The 18,746-nt window shown below is 63.2% G+C and carries 20 protein-coding genes; 3 read left to right on the forward strand and 17 right to left on the reverse strand.

The annotated features are described in order from the left end of the window. Positions 1–34: 34 nt before the first annotated feature. Genes ACMGF7_RS04875 through ACMGF7_RS04900 form a run of 6 tightly spaced genes read right to left on the reverse strand, consistent with a single transcriptional unit; the run spans position 35 to position 4,926 of the window. Complete coding sequence (locus ACMGF7_RS04875; protein WP_075684791.1) at positions 35–394, reverse strand: L-rhamnose mutarotase; 360 nt, start codon at positions 392–394, stop codon at positions 35–37. After that, the gene (locus tag ACMGF7_RS04880) at positions 391–1,167 is read right to left on the reverse strand and encodes an SDR family oxidoreductase (RefSeq protein ID WP_075684790.1); all 777 of its coding nucleotides are present in this window, start codon (positions 1,165–1,167) and stop codon (positions 391–393) included. The genes ACMGF7_RS04875 and ACMGF7_RS04880 overlap by 4 nt, the downstream gene beginning before the upstream one ends. Further along, positions 1,145–2,008, reverse strand: coding sequence for an amidohydrolase family protein (locus ACMGF7_RS04885; RefSeq protein WP_164095928.1), 864 nt, complete (start codon positions 2,006–2,008; stop codon positions 1,145–1,147). Before ACMGF7_RS04885 ends, ACMGF7_RS04880 begins: the two co-directional genes overlap by 23 nt. A gap of 14 nt (positions 2,009–2,022) precedes the next feature. After that, positions 2,023–3,300, reverse strand: a complete 1,278-nt coding sequence (locus ACMGF7_RS04890; RefSeq protein WP_044029743.1) for an L-fuconate dehydratase — start codon at positions 3,298–3,300, stop codon at positions 2,023–2,025. A 14-nt stretch (positions 3,301–3,314) separates the two neighbouring features. Continuing rightward, positions 3,315–4,160, reverse strand: coding sequence for a fumarylacetoacetate hydrolase family protein (locus ACMGF7_RS04895; RefSeq protein ID WP_049239759.1), 846 nt, complete (start codon positions 4,158–4,160; stop codon positions 3,315–3,317). 25 nt (positions 4,161–4,185) lie between these two features. Then, positions 4,186–4,926 (reverse strand): SDR family oxidoreductase, encoded by a 741-nt coding sequence (locus tag ACMGF7_RS04900; RefSeq protein WP_004933147.1) that lies wholly within the window; start codon positions 4,924–4,926, stop codon positions 4,186–4,188. Positions 4,927–5,161: 235 nt separating this feature from the next. Between ACMGF7_RS04900 and ACMGF7_RS04905 the strand changes: the two genes are divergently transcribed. Both ACMGF7_RS04905 and ampH read left to right on the forward strand, forming a co-directional pair. Further along, positions 5,162–5,920: a FadR/GntR family transcriptional regulator gene (locus ACMGF7_RS04905; RefSeq protein WP_176063704.1), complete on the forward strand. Its 759-nt coding sequence runs from the start codon at positions 5,162–5,164 to the stop codon at positions 5,918–5,920. Between the two features lie 126 nt (positions 5,921–6,046). Continuing rightward, positions 6,047–7,189, forward strand: a complete 1,143-nt coding sequence (gene ampH / locus ACMGF7_RS04910) for a D-alanyl-D-alanine-carboxypeptidase/endopeptidase AmpH (protein ID WP_306377102.1) — start codon at positions 6,047–6,049, stop codon at positions 7,187–7,189. A 33-nt stretch (positions 7,190–7,222) separates the two neighbouring features. Here ampH and hpaC read toward each other — a convergent pair whose 3' ends face one another. From hpaC to ACMGF7_RS04965, 11 genes are all read right to left on the reverse strand, one after another. Further along, positions 7,223–7,738, reverse strand: coding sequence for a 4-hydroxyphenylacetate 3-monooxygenase, reductase component (gene hpaC / locus ACMGF7_RS04915; RefSeq protein WP_004933156.1), 516 nt, complete (start codon positions 7,736–7,738; stop codon positions 7,223–7,225). A 16-nt stretch (positions 7,739–7,754) separates the two neighbouring features. Then, on the reverse strand, positions 7,755–9,317 hold the full coding sequence (hpaB, locus tag ACMGF7_RS04920) for a 4-hydroxyphenylacetate 3-monooxygenase, oxygenase component (protein ID WP_004933158.1): 1,563 nt from the start codon (positions 9,315–9,317) through the stop codon (positions 7,755–7,757). 178 nt (positions 9,318–9,495) lie between these two features. Beyond that, positions 9,496–10,392 (reverse strand): 4-hydroxyphenylacetate catabolism regulatory protein HpaA, encoded by an 897-nt coding sequence (hpaA, locus tag ACMGF7_RS04925; protein WP_004933161.1) that lies wholly within the window; start codon positions 10,390–10,392, stop codon positions 9,496–9,498. Between the two features lie 34 nt (positions 10,393–10,426). Continuing rightward, positions 10,427–11,797 carry a 4-hydroxyphenylacetate permease gene (gene hpaX / locus ACMGF7_RS04930; RefSeq protein ID WP_197806460.1) on the reverse strand — a complete coding sequence of 457 codons (1,371 nt, stop codon included), beginning with the start codon at positions 11,795–11,797 and terminating at the stop codon, positions 10,427–10,429. Positions 11,798–11,800: 3 nt separating this feature from the next. Beyond that, positions 11,801–12,595: a 4-hydroxy-2-oxoheptanedioate aldolase gene (hpaI, locus tag ACMGF7_RS04935; protein WP_033631724.1), complete on the reverse strand. Its 795-nt coding sequence runs from the start codon at positions 12,593–12,595 to the stop codon at positions 11,801–11,803. 76 nt (positions 12,596–12,671) lie between these two features. Further along, positions 12,672–13,475: a 2-oxo-hept-4-ene-1,7-dioate hydratase gene (gene hpaH / locus ACMGF7_RS04940; RefSeq protein ID WP_015376538.1), complete on the reverse strand. Its 804-nt coding sequence runs from the start codon at positions 13,473–13,475 to the stop codon at positions 12,672–12,674. Positions 13,476–13,489: 14 nt separating this feature from the next. Continuing rightward, on the reverse strand, positions 13,490–13,876 hold the full coding sequence (locus ACMGF7_RS04945; RefSeq protein WP_004933172.1) for a 5-carboxymethyl-2-hydroxymuconate Delta-isomerase: 387 nt from the start codon (positions 13,874–13,876) through the stop codon (positions 13,490–13,492). A 50-nt stretch (positions 13,877–13,926) separates the two neighbouring features. Next, a complete protein-coding gene (hpaD, locus tag ACMGF7_RS04950; RefSeq protein ID WP_004933173.1) occupies positions 13,927–15,000 on the reverse strand; it encodes a 3,4-dihydroxyphenylacetate 2,3-dioxygenase in 1,074 nt (357 codons plus the stop codon). Between the two features lie 37 nt (positions 15,001–15,037). Further along, positions 15,038–16,492: a 5-carboxymethyl-2-hydroxymuconate semialdehyde dehydrogenase gene (gene hpaE / locus ACMGF7_RS04955; RefSeq protein ID WP_033631722.1), complete on the reverse strand. Its 1,455-nt coding sequence runs from the start codon at positions 16,490–16,492 to the stop codon at positions 15,038–15,040. Beyond that, positions 16,489–17,253 carry a fumarylacetoacetate hydrolase family protein gene (locus ACMGF7_RS04960; protein WP_004933177.1) on the reverse strand — a complete coding sequence of 255 codons (765 nt, stop codon included), beginning with the start codon at positions 17,251–17,253 and terminating at the stop codon, positions 16,489–16,491. The genes hpaE and ACMGF7_RS04960 overlap by 4 nt, the downstream gene beginning before the upstream one ends. After that, positions 17,250–17,882 carry a fumarylacetoacetate hydrolase family protein gene (locus ACMGF7_RS04965; protein ID WP_044029749.1) on the reverse strand — a complete coding sequence of 211 codons (633 nt, stop codon included), beginning with the start codon at positions 17,880–17,882 and terminating at the stop codon, positions 17,250–17,252. Before ACMGF7_RS04965 ends, ACMGF7_RS04960 begins: the two co-directional genes overlap by 4 nt. A 326-nt stretch (positions 17,883–18,208) precedes the next feature. Here ACMGF7_RS04965 and hpaR point away from each other — a divergent pair, with 326 nt between their 5' ends. Continuing rightward, the gene (gene hpaR, locus ACMGF7_RS04970) at positions 18,209–18,661 is read left to right on the forward strand and encodes a homoprotocatechuate degradation operon regulator HpaR (RefSeq protein ID WP_004933183.1); all 453 of its coding nucleotides are present in this window, start codon (positions 18,209–18,211) and stop codon (positions 18,659–18,661) included. The last annotated feature ends 85 nt before the right edge of the window (positions 18,662–18,746 follow it).

The following is an 18,746-nucleotide window of genomic DNA, read 5'->3' on the forward strand; positions in this document are numbered from 1 at the left end:
ACCCTCGTATCGTCTGGCGATGATGATGTTGGCGTTATTGCTGTTGCAGAGAGAAAATCCGCGCCATTTCCACCCATTTTTCGCCCTGCGGCGTCCAGGGGGTGGCGGCCTGGTAGTGCCACATCAGCGCTTCCCATCGCTGTACTTCGGGGTTGTTCAGGCTGGCGGCGTCAAAACGCGCGGCGTCGAAATCGGCGCTGACCTCCACAATCATGAACAGCCGGGTGCCCAACCGGTAAATCTCCATGTCCAGAATGCCGTGCTCGCGCAAATGCGCGGCGATGCCCGGCCAAATGCGCTGATGATGCTGCTGGTACTCCGCAATCAGCGCCGGTGAGTCAATCAGATCGAGCGCCTGGCAGAAACGGCGCCGCCCTGTCGCCGCGCCGCTCACGTCAGCGCCCGATCGAGATGCAGGTAGCCGCCGTCCACCGACAGCCACTGCCCGGTGGTGTGCGATGACCGCGACGACAGCAGAAACGCCACGGTGTCGGCGATCTCCTGCGGCGTGGTCATGCGTTGCCCGAACGGGATGCGCGCGGTGATTTTCTCCATCTGCCGCTGCGGCTCGGCGAAGGTGTTGAGCCAGCGCTGGTACTGCGGGGTGATCACCTCCGCCGGCACCACCGCGTTCACCCGCACCCCGTCATGGCGCAGCGATACCGCCCATTCGCGCGTCAGTGCCAGCACCGCGCCCTTGGCGGCGGTGTAACCGCTGGTGCCCCCCTGACCGCTGAGCGCGGTCTTGGAGGCGATGTTGACGATGGCACCCCGGCTCTCCCGCAGCGCCGCCTGGCACAGGTGCGCCATCAGGTAGTAGTGCACCAGGTTCTTTTCCAGCGAGCCGACGAACGCCTCGCGCCCCGCCTCCAGCCCGACGCCGTCATTGACCCCGGCGTTATTCACCAGCCCGTCGATGCGGCCGAAGGTCGCCAGCGTATGGCTGACCGCCCGGCGGCAGGCCGCCTCGTCGCACAATTCGGTGAGGATCACCTCGGTGCGCGGCTGCAGCCGCTGCAAATCGGCCAGCAGCGCCGCCTCCGGCGCGGCGTTAGTGACCAGCACCGGGATCGCCCCTTCCTCGGCCAGCACATGAGAAATCGCCGCGCCAATGCCGGAACCGCCGCCGGTAACCAACACCACCTTATCTTGCAGATACAGATCCATAACCAGACTCCGTTAAACCGTAAATTCGCCAGGCGGTGCCGCCCCAAATCGCCGCCTGCTCGGCGGCCCCCAGCGTCGACAGCGCCTGTTCGCACAGTTGCACCACCTGGCGGTAGTCGCCGGCCAACAGGCACACCGGCCAGTCGGAGCCGAACATCAGCCGCTGCGGGCCGAAAGCCTCCAGCGCGGCGTCGAAGAACGGCAGCAGCTCCTCCGCCCGCCACCGCCCGCCCGGCGCCTCGGTGATCAACCCCGACAGCTTGCAGGCCACGTGCGGCAGCGCCGCCAGCGGCCGGATTTGCTGCGCCCAGTGCCGCACGCCGCGCGCGATGTCCGGCTTGCCGAGATGATCCAACACCAGCCAGTGTTCATCGTGGCAGGCGGCGAACGCCGCCGCTGCCGCCAGATGCCGGTGCGTCACCAGGATCTCGTACACATACCCGGCGCGCTGCAGCGTTTGCATGCCGCGTTCCACCTCCGGCCGCGCCAGCCAGGCCGCCGGATCCGCTTCGTCCTGCACCTGATGGCGCACCCCGCGCAGCGCGCGATAAGGCCGCAAAGTTTCCAGACGCTGCGCCAGCTGTGGCGAAGCGATATCCAGCCACCCCACCACGCCGCATACGCCCTCGCTCTGCTCAGCCAGCGCCAGCAAGGCCAGCGTCTCTTCCTCGCTGGGGCGCGCCTGCACCGCCAGCGCGCTGTCGAAACCGTGTTCCTGCAACAGCGGCCGCAGCCGGGGCGGATCGAAATCCTGCCGCAGCACGCGCATCCGCTCGTCGATCCACGGGTAATGCTGCGGGTGGTAGCGCCAGTAGTGCTGGTGAGCGTCGATGCGCGGCATGCGATCCCCCCGCTTCACCCGCGGAACCGATACTGCTCGATCGACGCCGGATGCATCTCGATCGAGTAACCGGGCCGGCTCGGCGGCATGTAGGCCGCGCCGTTGATCACGCAGGGATCGACAAAGTGTTCATGCAAATGATCGACGTACTCGATCACCCGGCCTTCGTGGGTGCCGGCGATGCACAGGAAGTCGATCATCGACAGGTGCTGCACGTATTCGCACAGCCCGACGCCGCCGGCGTGCGGGCAGACCGGCAGTTGGTATTTGGCCGCCATCAGCATCACCGCCAACACTTCGTTGACGCCGCCGAGGCGACAGGCGTCGATCTGCACCACGTCCACCGCGCCGCGCATGATGAACTGCTTGAACATGATACGGTTCTGGCACATCTCGCCGGTAGCCACCTTGACCGGCGCCACCCCTTCGCGGATGCGGCGATGCCCTTCCACGTCGTCCGGGCTGGTCGGCTCTTCGATAAACCAGGGCTTGGCGAACGCCAGATGTTTCACCCACGGAATGGCTTCATCGACTTCCCACACCTGGTTGGCGTCGATCATCAGCCGGCGATCCGGGCCGATCACCTCACGGGCGATGCGCACCCGGCGAATGTCGTCTTCCAGATCGCGCCCAACCTTCAGCTTCAGGTAGGAGAAACCGGCGTCGACCGCTTCCTGGCACAGGCGGCGCAGCTTATCGTCCGGATAACCCAACCACCCTGCCGAAGTGGTGTAGCAGGGATACCCTTCCTGCAGCAGCCGTTCCAGGCGGCGTTCTTTGCCCTCGGCCCGCTGCTTGAGCAGCGCCAGCGCTTCCTGCGGCGTGATGCAGTCGGTGATGTAACGGAAGTCGATGCAGCGCACCAGCTCCTCCGGCGTCATCTCCGCCACCAGCCGCCACACCGGTTTGCCGACCGATTTGGCCCACAGATCCCACACCGCGTTAACCACCGCGCCGGTCGCCAGGTGAATAGCGCCTTTGTCCGGTCCGATCCAGCGCAGCTGGCTGTCGCTGGTGAAGCGCCGCCAGAAGGCGCCCATGTCGGCGGCGATATCCTCCAGCCGCTCGCCGACGATCTGATGTTCCAGCGCGCGGATCGCCGCGCAGCAGATCTCGTTGCCGCGGCCGATGGTGAACGTCAGCCCGTGGCCGCTGAGATCCGCGCGATCGGTCTCCAGGATCACGTAGGCGGCGGAATAGTCGGGATCCGGATTCATGGCGTCGGATCCGTCCAGCCCCAACGAGGTGGGGAAACGAATGTCTTCAACCCGCAGTGCGGTAATGGTGGTCATGGCGGCGCTCCCGGTTAAGCCTGTACGGTTTGCTGGCGCTGTTCGCCCAGCCCTTCGATACCCAGACGCATCGTCTGGCCCGCCCGCAGGTAGATGGGCTGCGGTTTCTGCCCCATGCCGACGCCCGGCGGCGTGCCGGTGGAGATCACGTCGCCCGGCTGCAGGCTCATAAAGCGGCTGAGGTAACTGACGATCTGCGGAATGCGGAAGATCATGGTGCTGGTGTTGCCGTCCTGATAGCGCTTGCCGTCCACCTCCAGCCACAGGTTCAGGCTGTGCGGATCGGCAATTTCGTCGGCGGTCACCAGCCAGGGGCCGATCGGCCCGAAGGTGTCGCAGCCTTTGCCCTTGTCCCAGGTGCCGCCGCGCTCAATTTGATATTCGCGTTCAGAGACGTCGTTGATCACGCAATAACCGGCGACGTGGCGCATCGCGTCCGCTTCGCTGATGTAGCGCCCGCCCAGGCCGATCACCACGCCCAGCTCCACTTCCCAGTCGGTTTTCTGCGAGCCGCGCGGGATCTCCACCCGGTCGTAGGGGCCGACCACCGCGCTGGTCCATTTGTTGAACACCACCGGTTCTTCAGGAATGGCCGCACCGGTCTCCGCCGCGTGATCGGCGTAATTCAGGCCGATGCAGATAAACTTGCCGATGCCCCCGACGCAGGCACCAATGCGCGGCTGCCCCTCGACCAACGGCAACGCGGCGCTGTCCAGCGCGCGCAGTTTGGCGAGCGACGCCGGCAATAACGCGGCGCCGCCCACGTCGGCGATATGCTGCGACAGATCGCGCAGGCGACCTTGCGCATCCAACATGCCGGGGCGCTCTTGCCCGGGTTCCCCGTAACGTAAAAGTTTCATGCGTTCCTCTCTCAAAAATGGCGGCTCAGTTGCTCCAGCCGCCGTCGATGATCTGCACCGTGCCGGTGGTGTACGAACTGGCGTCGGAGGCCAGATACAGCGCCAACTGGGCGATCTCCTCGGTGGTGCCGATGCGCCCGATCGGCTGACGGGCGACGAACGCCTGATACACCTCTTGCTCGCTGCGCCCCTGTTCGCGCGCCTGCTCATTGATGCGCTGGCGCAGCGACGGCGATTCCACCGTGCCGGGGCAAATGGCGTTGCAGCGGATGCCCTGGGTGACGTAATCCGCCGCCACCGAGCGCGTCAGGCCGATCACCGCCGCCTTGCTGGCGCTGTAGGCGAAGCGGTTCGGCACCCCTTTCACGCTCGAGGCCACCGAAGACATGTTGATGATCGAGCCTTTGCCGCGCGCCAACATGCCCGGCAGGAAGGCGCGGATCATGCGGAACATCGCGGTCACGTTGAGATCGAGCGCGAACGCCCACTGATCTTCGCTGCAATCGAGGATCGATCCGCTGTGCACCACGCCGGCGCAGTTGAACAGCACATCGATCGGGCCGATCGCCTCCGCCGCCGCCGCGATGGCGGCCGGATCGGTGACGTTCAGCGCCAGCGCGCGGATCCCGGCGCAGCCCTGCAGGCGCTCGAGGTTGATGTCGCTGGCGATCACTTCGGCGCCGGCGGCGGCGAACAGCCTGGCGGTGGTAAAACCGATCCCTTGCCCGGCGGCGGTGATCAGTACGCGTTTCCCGGTTAAATCCATCTTGACTCCTCGGCCTAAAGGTCTAATGGTCAGGCCACTAAGGGCGATTAAAGGTCAGGCCTCTAACATGACAAAAGACGCTTTACGCGTTATCGTTGGGGGAAGAAGTTAATAAAACAGCCTTGAAACCACATTTCAATTAACCATTTTTTTACACTTGAATAACGATTACTCAAGCGCCTTGTCGCATAATTGTGCGCCAAATCACTGAACGCCGAATCGTCAAAGGTCAAAAATGCCGATTACCCGACTGGAAAACCCAAGGATTTACAGACAGATAGCCGACCAGCTCAAACGTCTTATCGAGAATAACGAATTTCCGCCTGGCAGCCGCCTGCCCTCGGAGCGCGATCTCGCCCAGCAATTGCAGGTCAGCCGCGCATCGGTGCGCGAGGCGCTGATCGCATTGGAAGTGATCGGCCTGGTGGACGTCAAAGTGGGCAATGGGGTGATCGTCCGTTCGCAAACGCCACCGGCGGCGTCGCAGGAACCGGTGATGGCCCAGGCCGGCCGCAACCAGTGGGCGGAGATCGACGACGAACTGAATATCGAGCTGGATTTCAACGCCGAGCTGCCGCCGTTTTCACTGCTGCAAACCCGCCTGCTGATTGAACCGGAGACCGCCGCGCTGGCCGCGCGCCACGCCACCGACGAGGAGCTGGCGGGCATCCGCGCCGCCTATGAGCAGAACTGCCGCGATAACCGCGCCGGCTCCGCTACCCACCCCGGCGATCGGCTGTTCCACATCCGCATCGCCCAGGCCAGCGGCAACCCGGCTTACGCGTTCATCATCGGCCATCTGCTCGGCCACCGCTACGGCAGCATGTTCCGCGTGCTGCAGCGCCACTATACGCCGGACGACATGCCGCACCGCTCCGAGCTGGAACACCGGGCGATCCTGGCGGCGATCGAAGCGCGCGATGTGCGCGGCGCCCGCAAAGCGATGAAGGCGCACCTGGATGAAGTGATCGCCATTTTCGCCCGCGCGCAGTAAGCCGCCGGCGGTTAAAAAATTTTATCGCCACCGCTCTTTTTTCTACATGCAGCGGGGGGGCGGGCGCATTACACTGGGCGATGGATTACGCCCTTTCCCGCTGCATTGTTAAATGGATAACGACCGTTGAAGAACTCTGTCTCCGCTTTATTGCTGGCGCTGGGCCTGTGCGCCGCGCCGCTGGCCGTGCAGGCCGCGCCCCCGCAGCTGGCTTCGCAAATCGTCGACCAGTATGCCGAACATATTTTCTACAACAGCGGCGCCACCGGCATGGCGCTGGTGGTGATCGACGGCAATCAGGTGGTTAACCGCAGCTTCGGCGACACCAAGCCCGGCAACAACCTGCGCCCGCGCCCGGATTCGCTGATCCGCATCGCCTCGATCACCAAGCTGATGACCAGCGAAGTGATGGTGAAAATGGCGGCGGCAGGCCAGGTCAAGCTGACCGACCCGCTGCGCAAGTACGCTCCCAAGGGCGCCTATGTGCCGTCTTACAACGCCGGCCAGCCGATCACGTTATTAAACCTGGCGACCCACACCAGCGCGTTGCCGCGCGAGCAGCCGGGCAAAAAGCCGCCGAAAACGCCGGTATTCACCTGGCCGACCAAGGCTCAGCGCTGGCAATGGCTGGCGCATGCCAACGTCACGGTGCCGCCGGGCGTGCGCGCCGCGTATTCCAACCTGGCGTACGATCTGCTGGCCGACGCGCTCTCGCGCGCCGCGGGCAAGCCTTACAGCACGCTGCTGAAAGAGAAAATCACCGCGCCGCTCGGCATGGTCGACACCACGTTGACGCCGAGCCCCGAACAGTGCTCGCGCCTGATGGTGGCGGCGGCCGGCCCGAGCGCCTGTCGCGACACCACCGCCGCGGCCGGCAGCGGCGGCGTCTACTCCACCCCGCGCGACATGCAGCGCTGGATGCAGCAGTTCCTCTCCTCCAGCGCCAGCGGCCCGCGCAAAGCCACCGCCGCCAGCGAGCAAACCATGTACTTCCAGCGCCACGATCTGGTGTCGCTGAAGGGCATGGACGTGCCGGGACAAGCGGATGCATTGGGATTGGGCTGGGTGTATATGGCGCCGAAGGACGGGCTGCCGGGCATCATTCAGAAGACCGGCGGCGGCGGCGGATTCATTACCTACATGGCGATGATCCCGGCGAAAAACGTCGGGGTGTTCGTGGTGGTGACCCGTTCGGAGCTGAGCAAGTTCACCAACATGAGCGATCCGGTCAACCGCCTGGTGAGCGATCTGGCGGCCAACAAGAGTTGAGATGAGGGGCGCAGCCAACTGCGCCCCCACGCCTCAGGCCGGCACCGCCATCTGGTGGATCACCGAATGGAAGTTGCGCTTGAAGTAGATCAGGCCGTTGCCGGCTTCGCTCAGCGCGATCTGCTTGATCTGCACCAGGTACATCTGGTGAGTGCCGATGCTCTGGATCTGCTCGATCTCCCCTTCCAGGCTGGCCAGGGTATTGCGCAATACAGGCTGCCCCAACGCGCCAAGCTGCCACTCTTCCAGCCTGAAACGATCTTCCATGCTGACGCCGGTCATGCCGGCGAAGTGGCGCGCCATCAGTTCCTGTTCGTGGTTGAGCACGTTGACGCACAGCCTGCGATTTTCCTGAAATACCGGGTTCATCGCGCTGTTGCGGTTGATGCACACCAGCAGCGTCGGCGGCGTATCGGTTACCGAGCACACCGCCGTGGCGGTGATGCCGCAGCGCCCCGCCGGGCCGTCGGTGGTGACGATATTCACCGCCGCCGACAGGCTGGCCATCGCGTCGCGAAAGCGCAGCCGCTGTTCATTTTCCTGAGACATACAACCTCCTCCTGAATTACTTCAGCAGATTATCCAACTGATTAATATCGTCATTGTTCCGCAGGTGCGGCACCTTCCAGCCATGCTGATCGTAATCGGCCAGGCACTTGTCGACCATCTGCATCATGCGATCCATGTTGCCGGATCCCTGCGCGTGGCGCAGGCACTGCAGGCGGATCTCATCCTGGCTGCCGGCGTAGTTGATCTCATACAGCTCGTGACGGCCGCCGAATTCGCTGCCGATCGCATCCCACATCAGCTTGAGGATCTTGATGCGTTCGACGTGATCCATGCCGTCCGATCCGCGCACGTAGCGCGCCAGGTACTTGTCGATCTCCGGATTGTTCATGTCGCGCACGCTGGACGGCAGGTAGATCAGGCCGCTGGTGACGTTCTTCTCGATGATGTGTTTCACCTTGGTGTAGGCCATCGGCGCCATCACGCGGTAGGTCTGCAGCGCGGCGGAATCCGGCAGGTAGGCGCCGTTTTCCCATTGAGTGGCTTCGGCGCACATCGCGTCGCTCAGCGACCAGAACAGGTTGCGCCAGGCCACCACTTCGCCCAGATCGGCCTGCACGCCGCGGAACTCCAGCACGCCGGTGCACGAGAGGCTCTTTTGCAGCAGCGCGGTGATGAAATCCATCTTCACCGCCAGGCGCACGCAGGCCTGCAGCGGGAACAGCCGGGCGAAACCGCCCTGGGTGCTCCAGCGGCGGCAGCGGTCGAAATCGCGGTAGATCAGCACGTTTTCCCACGGGATCAACACATGATCCATGATCAGGATGGCGTCGTTCTCGTCGAAGCGGCTGGTGAGCGGGTAGTCGAACGGCGAACCGGTGGCGCCGGCCACCAGCTCGTAGGAGGCGCGCGAAATCAGCTTCACCCCTTCGGCGTCCATCGGTGCCACGAACATCAGCGCGAAGTCCGGATTATCGCCCATCACCTGCGCCGAACCGAAACCGATGAAGTTGTAGTGGGTCAACGCCGAGTTGGTGGCCACCACTTTGGCGCCGCTGACGATGATGCCGGCGTCGGTTTCTTTCTCCACCTGAATGTAGACGTCCTTCACCTCGTTGACCGGCTTATGGCGGTCGATCGGCGGATTGACGATGGCGTGGTTGAAATAGAGCCCGGTTTCCTGAATGCGTTTGTACCAGTGGCGCGCGTTGTCGGCGAACTGGCCGTAGAACTCCGGATAAGCGCCCAGCGCGCAGCCGAAGGCCGCCTTATAATCCGGCGTGCGCCCCATCCAGCCGTAGCTTTGGCGCGACCAGTCGGCGATGGCGTCACGCTGCTGGCGCATCTCTTCCGGGCTGCGGGCATAGCGGAAGAACTTGTGGGTGTAGCCGCCGTTGCCGGTGTCGGTATTCCAGCACAGGCGATCCTGGCTGGCCGGATCGTGCAGCGCGTCGTACAGCTGGCCGACCGAGGCCGCCGCATTGCGGAACGCCGGGTGGGTGGTGACGTCTTTCACGCGCTCGCCGTAAATGTAAATTTCGCGGCTGTCCTGCAAACTTTTCAGGTATTCGGCGCCGGTGAACGGGCGTTTGCTGTCGGCACGAAAGTCTTCTGGTTTCATCGGGTCTTCCTCGTCATCGGCATTTTTCAGGCCGTGGAGTCGGCCATTTGTTAAAATAATGTTTTCTTTTGGTTGCTTAATTGAAGCTGCCAAAGCCGGTTTCGAGAAGAGACTTTTGCGGCAATCGCCGGTACTTTTCAGGTCAGTTTGCCGCTTTCGCGGCAAACTGTGATCGCGGTTACGAAAGGGCGTGTTGCGCCGCGCGGTAGGTCGAGGGGGAACAGCCTTCCAGCCGATTGAAAAACCGGGCGAAATAGGCAGGATCCTTGAAGCCGAGGCTGTAGGCGGTTTCATGCACCGTGCAGGCGCTGAACAGCAGCATGCGCTTGGCCTCGCGCAGCAATCGATCGAAGATCAGCCGCTTGGGCGGCCGGTTGGCGAAGCGCCGACACAGATCGTTGAGCCGCGATTCGGTCACCCCCAACGCCTGCGCATACTCCGGCACCGGCAGGTGCTCGCGAAAACGCTCGTCCACCATCTTGTTGAAGCGCTGGAACAGCTGCAGTTCGCCACGCACGCCGCTGTTGGCGCTGTCTTCCAGCGCGGTATTGCGCAACAGCAACGTGAACACCGCCTGCGCCAGCAGCGCCAGCGTCTGTTCACGCCCGGCCAGGTTCTGCGCGAACTCGCGGCGGATCAGCGCCCAATAGTGGCTGAGCGCCGTCAGCTCCTGCGGCGCGTCGGCCAGCGACAGGCAGATGCCCGGCATGTCGAGCGCCAGGTTGCTGCCGGGGTACAGGCGCTCCAGCAGCGGCCAAATCAACTCCTGACGCACCGTCAGCACGTGGCCGTCGCTGTCCGGTTCGGTGAAGAACGCATGCGGCACCGACGGCGGCGTGAGGATGAACAGCGGCGCCTGCACCGAATAGTGCTGATCGTCGAGCTGCAGCTCTATCTTGCCGGTCTCCAGAAAATGCACCTGGAAGAAGCAGTCGTGCCAGTGCACCTGCATGTCGCGGCCAAAGAATGCCGCCAGCCCGGCGAAGGTTTCGTAGTGCACCTCGTCGGCGGCGTAGCGCGCGTCATACTCTTTGCAAATATCGATGTTGGCGATAAAACCGGTACTTTTCCGCACCTCATTACCTCCTGCAATCCTGCCTGTCTGCGTATCAAGGCGTCGCTCTCGGGCGCGAATCCTTCATCGGGATGCGCCACACCAGCACGGCGCCGACGATCAACAGCGCCGAGACGAAATACAGCCCGGAGTTGAAGCTGCCGGTCAGATCCTTGAACCAGCCGATCAGCAGTGGGCTGAGCGCCGATCCGATGTTGCCGGTGGCGTTGATCACGGCGATCCCCACCGCTCGCGCTTCCAGGCTGATCGACTGATCCGGCGTGGTCCAGAAGATCGCCATGGCGGTAAAGGAACCGACCGACGCCATCACGATCCCCAGCAGCTGGATCAGGCTGTGATCGGTGGCGGACGCCAGCAGCCAGCCGGCGGCGGCGAACAGGTACGGCAGCGCGGTGTGATGCTTGCGCTCCTGCAGCCGGTCGGATCGTTTGCTCCACCACACCATGCCGGCGATGGTGCAGATCTGCGGGATCGCCGCCAGAATGCCGATCGTCACGTTGCTGCTGCCCTGGTTGAAGCTCTGCAGGATCTGCGGCGTCCAGATATTGATCGCGCTCAGGGTGTTGGTCAGGCAGAAATAGGCCAGCGTATACATCAACACAATCGGCGTGAAAATCTCGCGCCACAGGCTGCGCTGCTGCAGCGCGCGGTGGCTGCTCGGCCCGTTGGGCTGCACCAGCTGCAGCTTGTCGGCCTCCATCATCGCCTTCAGGCTGGCTTTTTCCTCGTCGGTCAGCCACTTGGCCTTAGCCGGCGTGTCGTCGAGGTAGAACCACACCACCACGCCCAGCAGCACCGACGGAATGCCTTCCAGCAGGAACAGCCACTGCCAGCCCTTCAGGTTCATCACCCCGTCCAGCGCCAGAATATAGCCGGAGACCAGCGAGCCGATCGCCATGGTCACCGGCATGGCGATCATGAACAAGGCGTTGGCGCGGGCGCGGTAGAACGCCGGGAACCAGTAGGTGAGGTACACCAGAATGCCCGGCAGAAAGCCGGCCTCGGTGATGCCGACGATCATGCGCAGCACGTACAGGCTGGTGGGTCCGGTGGCGAACATGGTGCAGGTGGAGGCGACGCCCCACAGCACCATGATGGTGGCGATCCAGCGCCGCGCGCCGACCCGGCTCAGCATCATGTTGCTGGGAATGCCGAAGATCACGTAGGTGACATAGAACAACGTCGCCGCCAGCCCGAACATGGTCGAGCTGAGGCCGAGATCTTTGCCCATCGTCAGCCCGGCGAAGCCGATGTTGATGCGGTCGAGGAAAGAGAAAACAAACAGCACGAACAGGAAAATAATCAGGCGCCGAAACAACTTTTTAATCACCGATTGCTCGGCGGCGGTTAACGCTTTATGTTGCTGCGCCGGGTTGGCCGGCGGCAGCGAATCGACGTGGTTCATGGTTCAGTAGACTCCCGATGAAGGCGCTTGCGCCCCGCCCTGTTTGAACTCGTCCGCCAGGGCTTCCGCCGCCCGCGCCAGCAGGGTGGTGTCTACCCCTACCGCGACGAACAGCGCGCCGGCTTCCAGATAGCGCTGCGCCAGCGCCTTGTTGGCCATCAGAATGCCCGGCGCCTTGCCGGCGGCACGGATGCGCGCGATGGCGTCGTCGATGGTGCGCTGTACCTCCGGATGCTGCGGATTGCCGGCGAAGCCCATGTCGGCGCTGAGATCCGCCGGGCCGATGAACACGCCGTCCACCCCTTCCACCTGCAGAATGGCGTCGAGGTTTTTCACCGCCTCGCGGGTTTCAATCTGCACCAGCACGCACATCTGCTCGTCGGCCTGCTGCAGGTAATCGGGCACCCGGTTCCAGCGCGAAGCGCGCGCCAGGGCGCTGCCGACGCCGCGCACGCCGTGCGGCGGATAACGCGTGGCGCGCACCGCGTCGCGCGCCTGTTCGGCGTTCTGAATCATCGGGATCAATAAGGTTTGCGCGCCGACATCCAGCAACTGCTTGATGATCACCGCGTCGTTCCACGGCGGCCGCACCACCGGCTGGCTGGGGTAAGGCGCAACCGCCTGCAGCTGCCCCAGCACCGTCTGCACGTTGTTGGGCGCATGTTCGCCGTCGATCAGCAGCCAGTCGAAACCGGCGCCGGCCAACAGTTCGGCGCTGTAGCTGCTGCACAGCCCGAGCCACAGCCCGATCTGCGGGCGTTTTTCCTGCAGCGCCCGCTTGAAGTGGTTGGTTAACATCGCATTCTCCCTGACAAGCGGGCGCGGCGCTTGGCCCCCACCCGGTTATTGCGGCTCGGTTCGCCGAGCCGGCTTATTAGACGAAGCGGCAGCTGATGCAGCCCATCGGGCCGTAATCGACGTGGAAAGTATCGCCGCGCCGCGCCGGCACCGGCCGGGTGAAGGAACCGCCGAGGATCACCTGCCCCGCTTCCAGCTCCACCTCATACGGCGCCAGCTTGTTGGCCAGCCAGGCCACGCCGTTGGCCGGGTGGTTGAGCACCGCCGCCGCCACGCCGGACTCTTCAATCACGCCGTTGCGGTACAGCAGCGCAGAGATCCAACGCAGATCCAGCGCATCCGGCTTGATCGGCCGCCCGCCCATCACCACCCCGGCGTTGGCGGCGTTGTCGGAGATGGTGTCGAACACCTTGCGCGGCCGCTGCGTCTCGGGATCGACGTTGTGGCTGCGCGCATCGATGATCTCCAGCGCCGGAATGACGTAGTCGGTGGCGTTGTAGACGTCGAACAGCGTGCAGTTCGGCCCGCGCAGCGGCTTGGCCAGCACGAACGCCAGCTCCACTTCCACCCGCGGCACGATAAAGCGATCGATCGGAATGTCGCTGCCGTCGTTGAAGAACATGTCGTCCAGCAGCGCGCCGTAATCCGGCTCGGTGATCTGCGAGCTCACCTGCATGGCGCGCGAGGTCAGGCCGATCTTGTGGCCTTTGAGCGTGCGCCCCTCGGCGATCTTCAGATCCACCCACTGCCGCTGAATGGCATAGGCGTCTTCAATGGTGATCTCGGGATGATCGAGCGACAGCGCGCGGATCTGCTCACGGCTCTTTTCCGCCTGATGCAGACGCTGCACGGCGCGGTTAACCTGCTCTTTATCCAGCATTTACGCCCCCTTCTTCACGCCTTGTTGAACAGCGCGTGGACATTGTTCTGTTTGTAATTCAGCACCGGATCCAGCTCTTCCATGGTGAAAGAGAGCGCCAGGTAACGCTGCGCCATCAGCGCGGCGAAGTGTTCCTTGATCAGCGCAAACAGCATCTCGCCCACCTGCTGACGGCTTTCCAGACTGCGGCCGTGGCCGATCTTCAGCGTCATGTGCACGAAGGCGTAATCCTGCTTGCCGTCGGCCATCTGCCAGGTGTCGAGCCAGATGGCGCGGCTGCGCACGCCGGCCAACGGGAAGATGCCGGTCGCCGCCAGCGCTTCGTTGACCTTGGCGAACAGAGTCGGCAAATCCGCCTCGCGGCGGATGTTGTCGGTACATTCAGCGTAAAAATGGGGCATAGCGTTCTCCAGACGGCGAATATGCGCGGGCCAGGCCCGCGCAACGGCATTTACAGCGTATTGCCAAGTTTGAAACCTTTTTCCGTATCGCCCTCGCGGGTATAGGAAAAACCGTCTGCGCCGATGGTGACGGCCATTTCGCTGGGCGCGCTGCGTTCGATGACCGGCTGCGGCTGCCCATCGAGATCCAGCACCAGCGATCCTTCGGTGTACCAGCTCGGCACCACCGGATTGCCCCACCAGTCGCGGCGCTGGTTGTCATGCACGTCCCAGGTCACGGTCGGGTTGTCCGGATCGCCGGTGTAGTAATCCTGCGTGTAGATTTCCACGCGGTGGCCATCGGGATCGCGCAGGTAGAGATAGAACGCGTTGGAGACGCCGTGACGGCCAGGGCCGCGTTCGATCAAATCGGATTTGCGCAGCGCGCCGAGTTTGTCGCAGATGGCCAAAATGTTGTGTTTTTCATGGGTGGCGAAGGCGATGTGGTGCATGCGCGGCCCGGCGCCGCCGGTCATCGCGGTATCGTGCACCGTCGCCTTACGGCGCATCCAGGCGGCGTAAACCACGCCGTCTTCATCGCGGATGTCTTCCGTTACGCGGAAGCCCAGCCCCTGGATATATTCCACGGCGCGCGGCACGTCTGGGGTGATTTGGTTAAAGTGATCGAGGCGCACCAGCGCGCCCGGCGTATACAGATCGTAACGCCAGGCCAGACGCTCGACGTGCTGCACGTCGTAGAAAAATTCGTACGGGAAACCGAGCGGATCTTCTACCCGCACCGCATCGCCGATGCCTTTGGCGAACCCGTTCACCCGCCGCTCGGTGCGGCAGCCAAGCGCCTTGAAATACGCTTCGGCGCGATCGACGTCTTCCGGCGTGCGCACGCGGAAAGCAAACGCCGCCACGGCGGCCACCGGGCCTTCACGCAGCACCAGGTTATGGTGAATGAACTCCTCCATCGAACGCAGGTAGAGGGTTTTGTCATCTTCGGCGGTCACGACCAGGCCGAGGATATCGACGTAAAATTCGCGTGCGGCTTTAAGGTTCGTGACCTGAATTTCCATGTAGGCACAGCGCACGACGTCGGGAGCAGGGACAGCATTAGTGGTCAGTTTTGTCGTCATTGTTCTCATCTCTCTCGTTATTATTGTGGTCTGAGGCTCAGACGCCCCATTTCGGGATCGGGTGGTCGCCCATGGAAATGCACACGTTCTTCATTTCGGCGAACACTTCGAAGCTGTATTCGCCGCCTTCGCGGCCGGTGCCGGAGGCTTTCACGCCGCCGAACGGTTGGCGCAGATCGCGCACGTTTTGGGTGTTGACGAAAACCATGCCGGCTTCGATGCCGCGGGCCAGGCGCAGAACCTTGCTCACATCCTGCGTCCAGATGTACGACGCCAGGCCGTACTCCACGTCGTTGGCCATGCGCAGGCCGTCTTCTTCCGACTTGAACGGCAGCAGGCAGGCCACCGGCCCGAAGATCTCCTCCTGCGCCACGCGCATCCGGTTATCGACATCCGCCAGCACCGTCGGGCGCAGGAAGTTGCCGTGGCTCAAACCAGCCGGTTTGTCCGGGCCGCCGGCCAACAGGGTCGCCCCTTCCTCCACCCCGAGGCGGATATAGCCGGAGACTTTTTCCCAGTGCTGCGGGCTGATCAGCGCCCCCACCTGGGTGTTGGGATCTTGCGGATCGCCGACGCGCAGACGGTTGGCGCGCTCGGCGAAACGTTTGACGAATTCCGGGTAGATGCTCTCCTGAATGAAGATGCGCGAACCGGCGGTGCAGCGTTCGCCGTTGATCGAGAAGATGGTGAACAGCGCGGCGTCGAGCGCCCGCTCGATGTCGGCGTCTTCAAAGATCAGCACCGGCGACTTGCCGCCGAGCTCCATGGAGAATTTCTTCAGCCCGGCGCTTTCGATGATGCGGCGGCCGGTGGCGGTGCCGCCGGTGAACGAAACCGCGCGCACGTCTTTATGGCGCACCAGCGCGTCGCCGGCGGTGGCGCCGTAGCCCTGCACCACGTTCAGCACCCCGGCCGGAATGCCGGCTTCCAGCGCCAGCTCGCCCAGGCGATCGGCGCTCAGCGGCGACAGTTCGGACATTTTCAGCACCGCCGTGTTGCCCAGCGCCAGGCAAGGCGCGGTTTTCCAGGTGGCGGTCATGAACGGCACGTTCCACGGCGACACCAGCGCGCAGACCCCCACCGGCTGCACCAGCGTGTAGTTGAGCATCTTGTCGTCCACCGGGTAGGTCTTGCCGTTCATCTGCTGGCACACCTCGGCGAAGAATTCGAAGTTGTGCGAGGCGCGCGGGATCAGCACGTTTTTGGTCTGATGGATCGGCAGGCCGGTGTCGGCGGTTTCCATTTCGGCGATCTGCGGCACGTTCTGGTCGATCAGTTCACCCAAACGGCGCATCAGGCGCGCGCGCTCTTTCATCGGCGTGTTAGCCCACTTGGGGAAAGCCTCTTTCGCGGCCGCCACCGCCTGGTCGATCTCCAGCTGGCCGCCGGAGGCCACTTCCGCCAGCACCTCGCCGTTCGCCGGGTTGGTGGTGGTGAAATACTCTTTGCTGGCGACGTTCTTGCCGTTGATCCAGTGGTTGATGGTTTTCATCGTAGGCTCTCCTCGTAATCTTTTTCACTGATAATGTGGTTAACCAAACGGCCGATGCCTTCGATCTCCACCACCACTTCGTCGCCCGGCCGCACGTCGGCCAGCCCTTTCGGCGTGCCGGTGGCGATCATGTCGCCCGGCTGCAGCGTCATGAATTCGCTCAGGTAGGCGATCAGGAACGGAATGTCGAAAATCATGTCGGCGGTACTGCCGCGCTGGCGCAGCTCGCCGTTGACGTAGGTGCTGAGCGCCAGCCGGTGCGGATCGGCGACGTCGTCGCGATCGACGATGTACGGCCCGATCGGCGTCAGGGTATCGCGGCTCTTCACCCGCAGATTCGGCCGGTAGTAGTTTTCCAGGTAGTCGCGGATGGCGTAGTCGTTGCACAGGGTGTAGCCCGCCACATACTCCATGGCGCGCTCGCGGCTGACGTTGCGTGCGGTCTTGCCGATCACCGCCACCAGCTCGGCTTCGTAATGCATGTACTCCACGTCGGCCGGACGCACCGATACCTGACGATGGCCGGTCAGGGTGTTCGGCGCCTTGAGGAACACCAGCGGCTCTTCCGGCGCTTTGAATTCCAGCTCGCTGGCGTGGTCGGCATAGTTCAGCCCCAGGGCGAACACCGTGCCCTGCGCCGGCGGCAGCCATTCCACTTCGCGCTCCTGCAGCACCTCGCCGTTCGGCAACGTGACGCGCAGCTGGTCGTCCACCTGAACGTTGACGATCTGGCCATGATGGCGAATACGGGCATGTTTCATGATGCGGCTCCTGCCTGGGTGACGCGGTTGCTCAGAGTGGGCAGGCCGGCGGCGCGCACCGTCACCTCATCCCCCGGTTTGATCGCCACCCGCTGGTGCGGGGTGCCGATCAGCACCGCATCGCCCGGCTGCAGGGTGATGAAATCGCTGATGGCGGCGATCAGCTCCGGCACCGAGCGCACCAGATCGGCGGTGGACCAGCGATCCTGCTCCACGCCGTTGATCTCGGTGACGATCTCCAGCCGATCGGCATTCTCCAGTTGGCCCATCTCACCCAGCGGGCAGAAGCCGTCGCGGCATTTGGCCTTGATCGCCGGGCGATAGAAGCTGCTCTCCGGCAGGCTGACGTCGTTGGCCAACGCGTAACCGGCCAGATAACGGCTCACCTGCGCCGCCGGCACCTTGCGCGCGGTGTCGCCGATGATCACCGCCAGCGTGCCGCCGCTCTGCACGGTTTCACCGGCCGGAAACGGGATCGCCCCGCCGTTGGCGAGGTGGGTATTGCGCGGTTTGATAAACCACACCGGGGTTTTGGGCGGGGTCTGGTACGGCGGCTGGTGAAACGCCTGATCCCAGGCGTCCAGTTGGCTGCGGTGGTTCAGCGCAACGGAAAATACGGTGCCTTTCATGCGAACTCCTCCAATGGCAAAACATGACAACCGGCATTCATTAATATATTAATGATTACTTTTATACGCTGTGCAGCTTTTACGCAACGCGCTTGGAATGATTTGTGATCGTGATAACAAAATATTCACAAACAACAAACATTGGCGTGATTATTCAACGCATTAATCATTTTTATCGCCATTTTTCGCTGCGCTACGCATTTTTGCTTTATCCCTGCGGGTAACTTTGGCTACTATTAAGTTATTAACAAATCGGGCTTTGCGGGGCGGGCGCCCCCATGACGAGCGCCGTAACAGCGAACACCTTGATAGCTAAGGCCAAACTTATGCATGAATCGTTAACCATCGCCCTGCTGCAGGCGCGTGAAACCGCCATGGGGTTCTTCCGCCCGATCCTGAAAAGCCACAATCTCACCGAGCAGCAGTGGCGCATCATCCGCGTGCTGGCCAACAGCCGCTCGATCGAATTCCACGAACTGGCGGCGGAAACCTGTATCCTGCGCCCCAGCCTGACCGGCATTCTGTCGCGCATGGAGCGCGACAAACTGATCTTCCGCCTCAAGCCGGTCAACGATCAGCGCAAGCTGTACGTGTCGCTGACCCAGCAGGGTCAGGATCTGTATGAAGTGGCGCGCCACCAAGTGGAACAGGGCTACGCCGAGATTGAAGCCGCTTTCTCGCGGCAGAAAATGGACCAGCTGATGACGCTGCTGGACGAGCTGATCACCCTGGGCGACAGCCTGCCCGCCAACGTCACCGCGCATCCCGCCAAGCAGTGATTTAACCCACCGGAATTCTCACATTAATTGGCGTTACAGCCAGGCGGCCAAGGCGTAAATCCCCAGTCGCTTACTCAAGTAAGCG

Source organism: Serratia sp. BNK-17 (assembly GCF_048684935.1).
Taxonomy (GTDB): Bacteria; Pseudomonadota; Gammaproteobacteria; order Enterobacterales; family Enterobacteriaceae; genus Serratia; species Serratia nematodiphila.

Bases quoted from the DNA above. Each gene is read 5' to 3' on its own strand.
- hpaX (WP_197806460.1), bottom strand. From the start codon at position 11,797: ATGAACCACGTCGATTCGCTGCCGCCGGCCAACCCGGCGCAGCAACAT.
- ACMGF7_RS04880 (WP_075684790.1), bottom strand. From the start codon at position 1,167: ATGGATCTGTATCTGCAAGATAAGGTGGTGTTGGTTACCGGCGGCGGT.
- ACMGF7_RS04885 (WP_164095928.1), bottom strand. From the start codon at position 2,008: ATGCCGCGCATCGACGCTCACCAGCACTACTGGCGCTACCACCCGCAG.
- ACMGF7_RS04945 (WP_004933172.1), bottom strand. From the start codon at position 13,876: ATGCCCCATTTTTACGCTGAATGTACCGACAACATCCGCCGCGAGGCG.
- ACMGF7_RS04905 (WP_176063704.1), top strand. From the start codon at position 5,162: ATGCCGATTACCCGACTGGAAAACCCAAGGATTTACAGACAGATAGCC.
- ACMGF7_RS04890 (WP_044029743.1), bottom strand. From the start codon at position 3,300: ATGACCACCATTACCGCACTGCGGGTTGAAGACATTCGTTTCCCCACC.
- hpaD (WP_004933173.1), bottom strand. From the start codon at position 15,000: ATGACGACAAAACTGACCACTAATGCTGTCCCTGCTCCCGACGTCGTG.
- ACMGF7_RS04900 (WP_004933147.1), bottom strand. From the start codon at position 4,926: ATGGATTTAACCGGGAAACGCGTACTGATCACCGCCGCCGGGCAAGGG.
- ACMGF7_RS04895 (WP_049239759.1), bottom strand. From the start codon at position 4,160: ATGAAACTTTTACGTTACGGGGAACCCGGGCAAGAGCGCCCCGGCATG.
- hpaB (WP_004933158.1), bottom strand. From the start codon at position 9,317: ATGAAACCAGAAGACTTTCGTGCCGACAGCAAACGCCCGTTCACCGGC.
- hpaE (WP_033631722.1), bottom strand. From the start codon at position 16,492: ATGAAAACCATCAACCACTGGATCAACGGCAAGAACGTCGCCAGCAAA.
- hpaI (WP_033631724.1), bottom strand. From the start codon at position 12,595: ATGTTAACCAACCACTTCAAGCGGGCGCTGCAGGAAAAACGCCCGCAG.
- ACMGF7_RS04960 (WP_004933177.1), bottom strand. From the start codon at position 17,253: ATGAAACATGCCCGTATTCGCCATCATGGCCAGATCGTCAACGTTCAG.
- hpaR (WP_004933183.1), top strand. From the start codon at position 18,209: ATGCATGAATCGTTAACCATCGCCCTGCTGCAGGCGCGTGAAACCGCC.
- hpaC (WP_004933156.1), bottom strand. From the start codon at position 7,738: ATGTCTCAGGAAAATGAACAGCGGCTGCGCTTTCGCGACGCGATGGCC.
- hpaH (WP_015376538.1), bottom strand. From the start codon at position 13,475: ATGCTGGATAAAGAGCAGGTTAACCGCGCCGTGCAGCGTCTGCATCAG.
- ACMGF7_RS04965 (WP_044029749.1), bottom strand. From the start codon at position 17,882: ATGAAAGGCACCGTATTTTCCGTTGCGCTGAACCACCGCAGCCAACTG.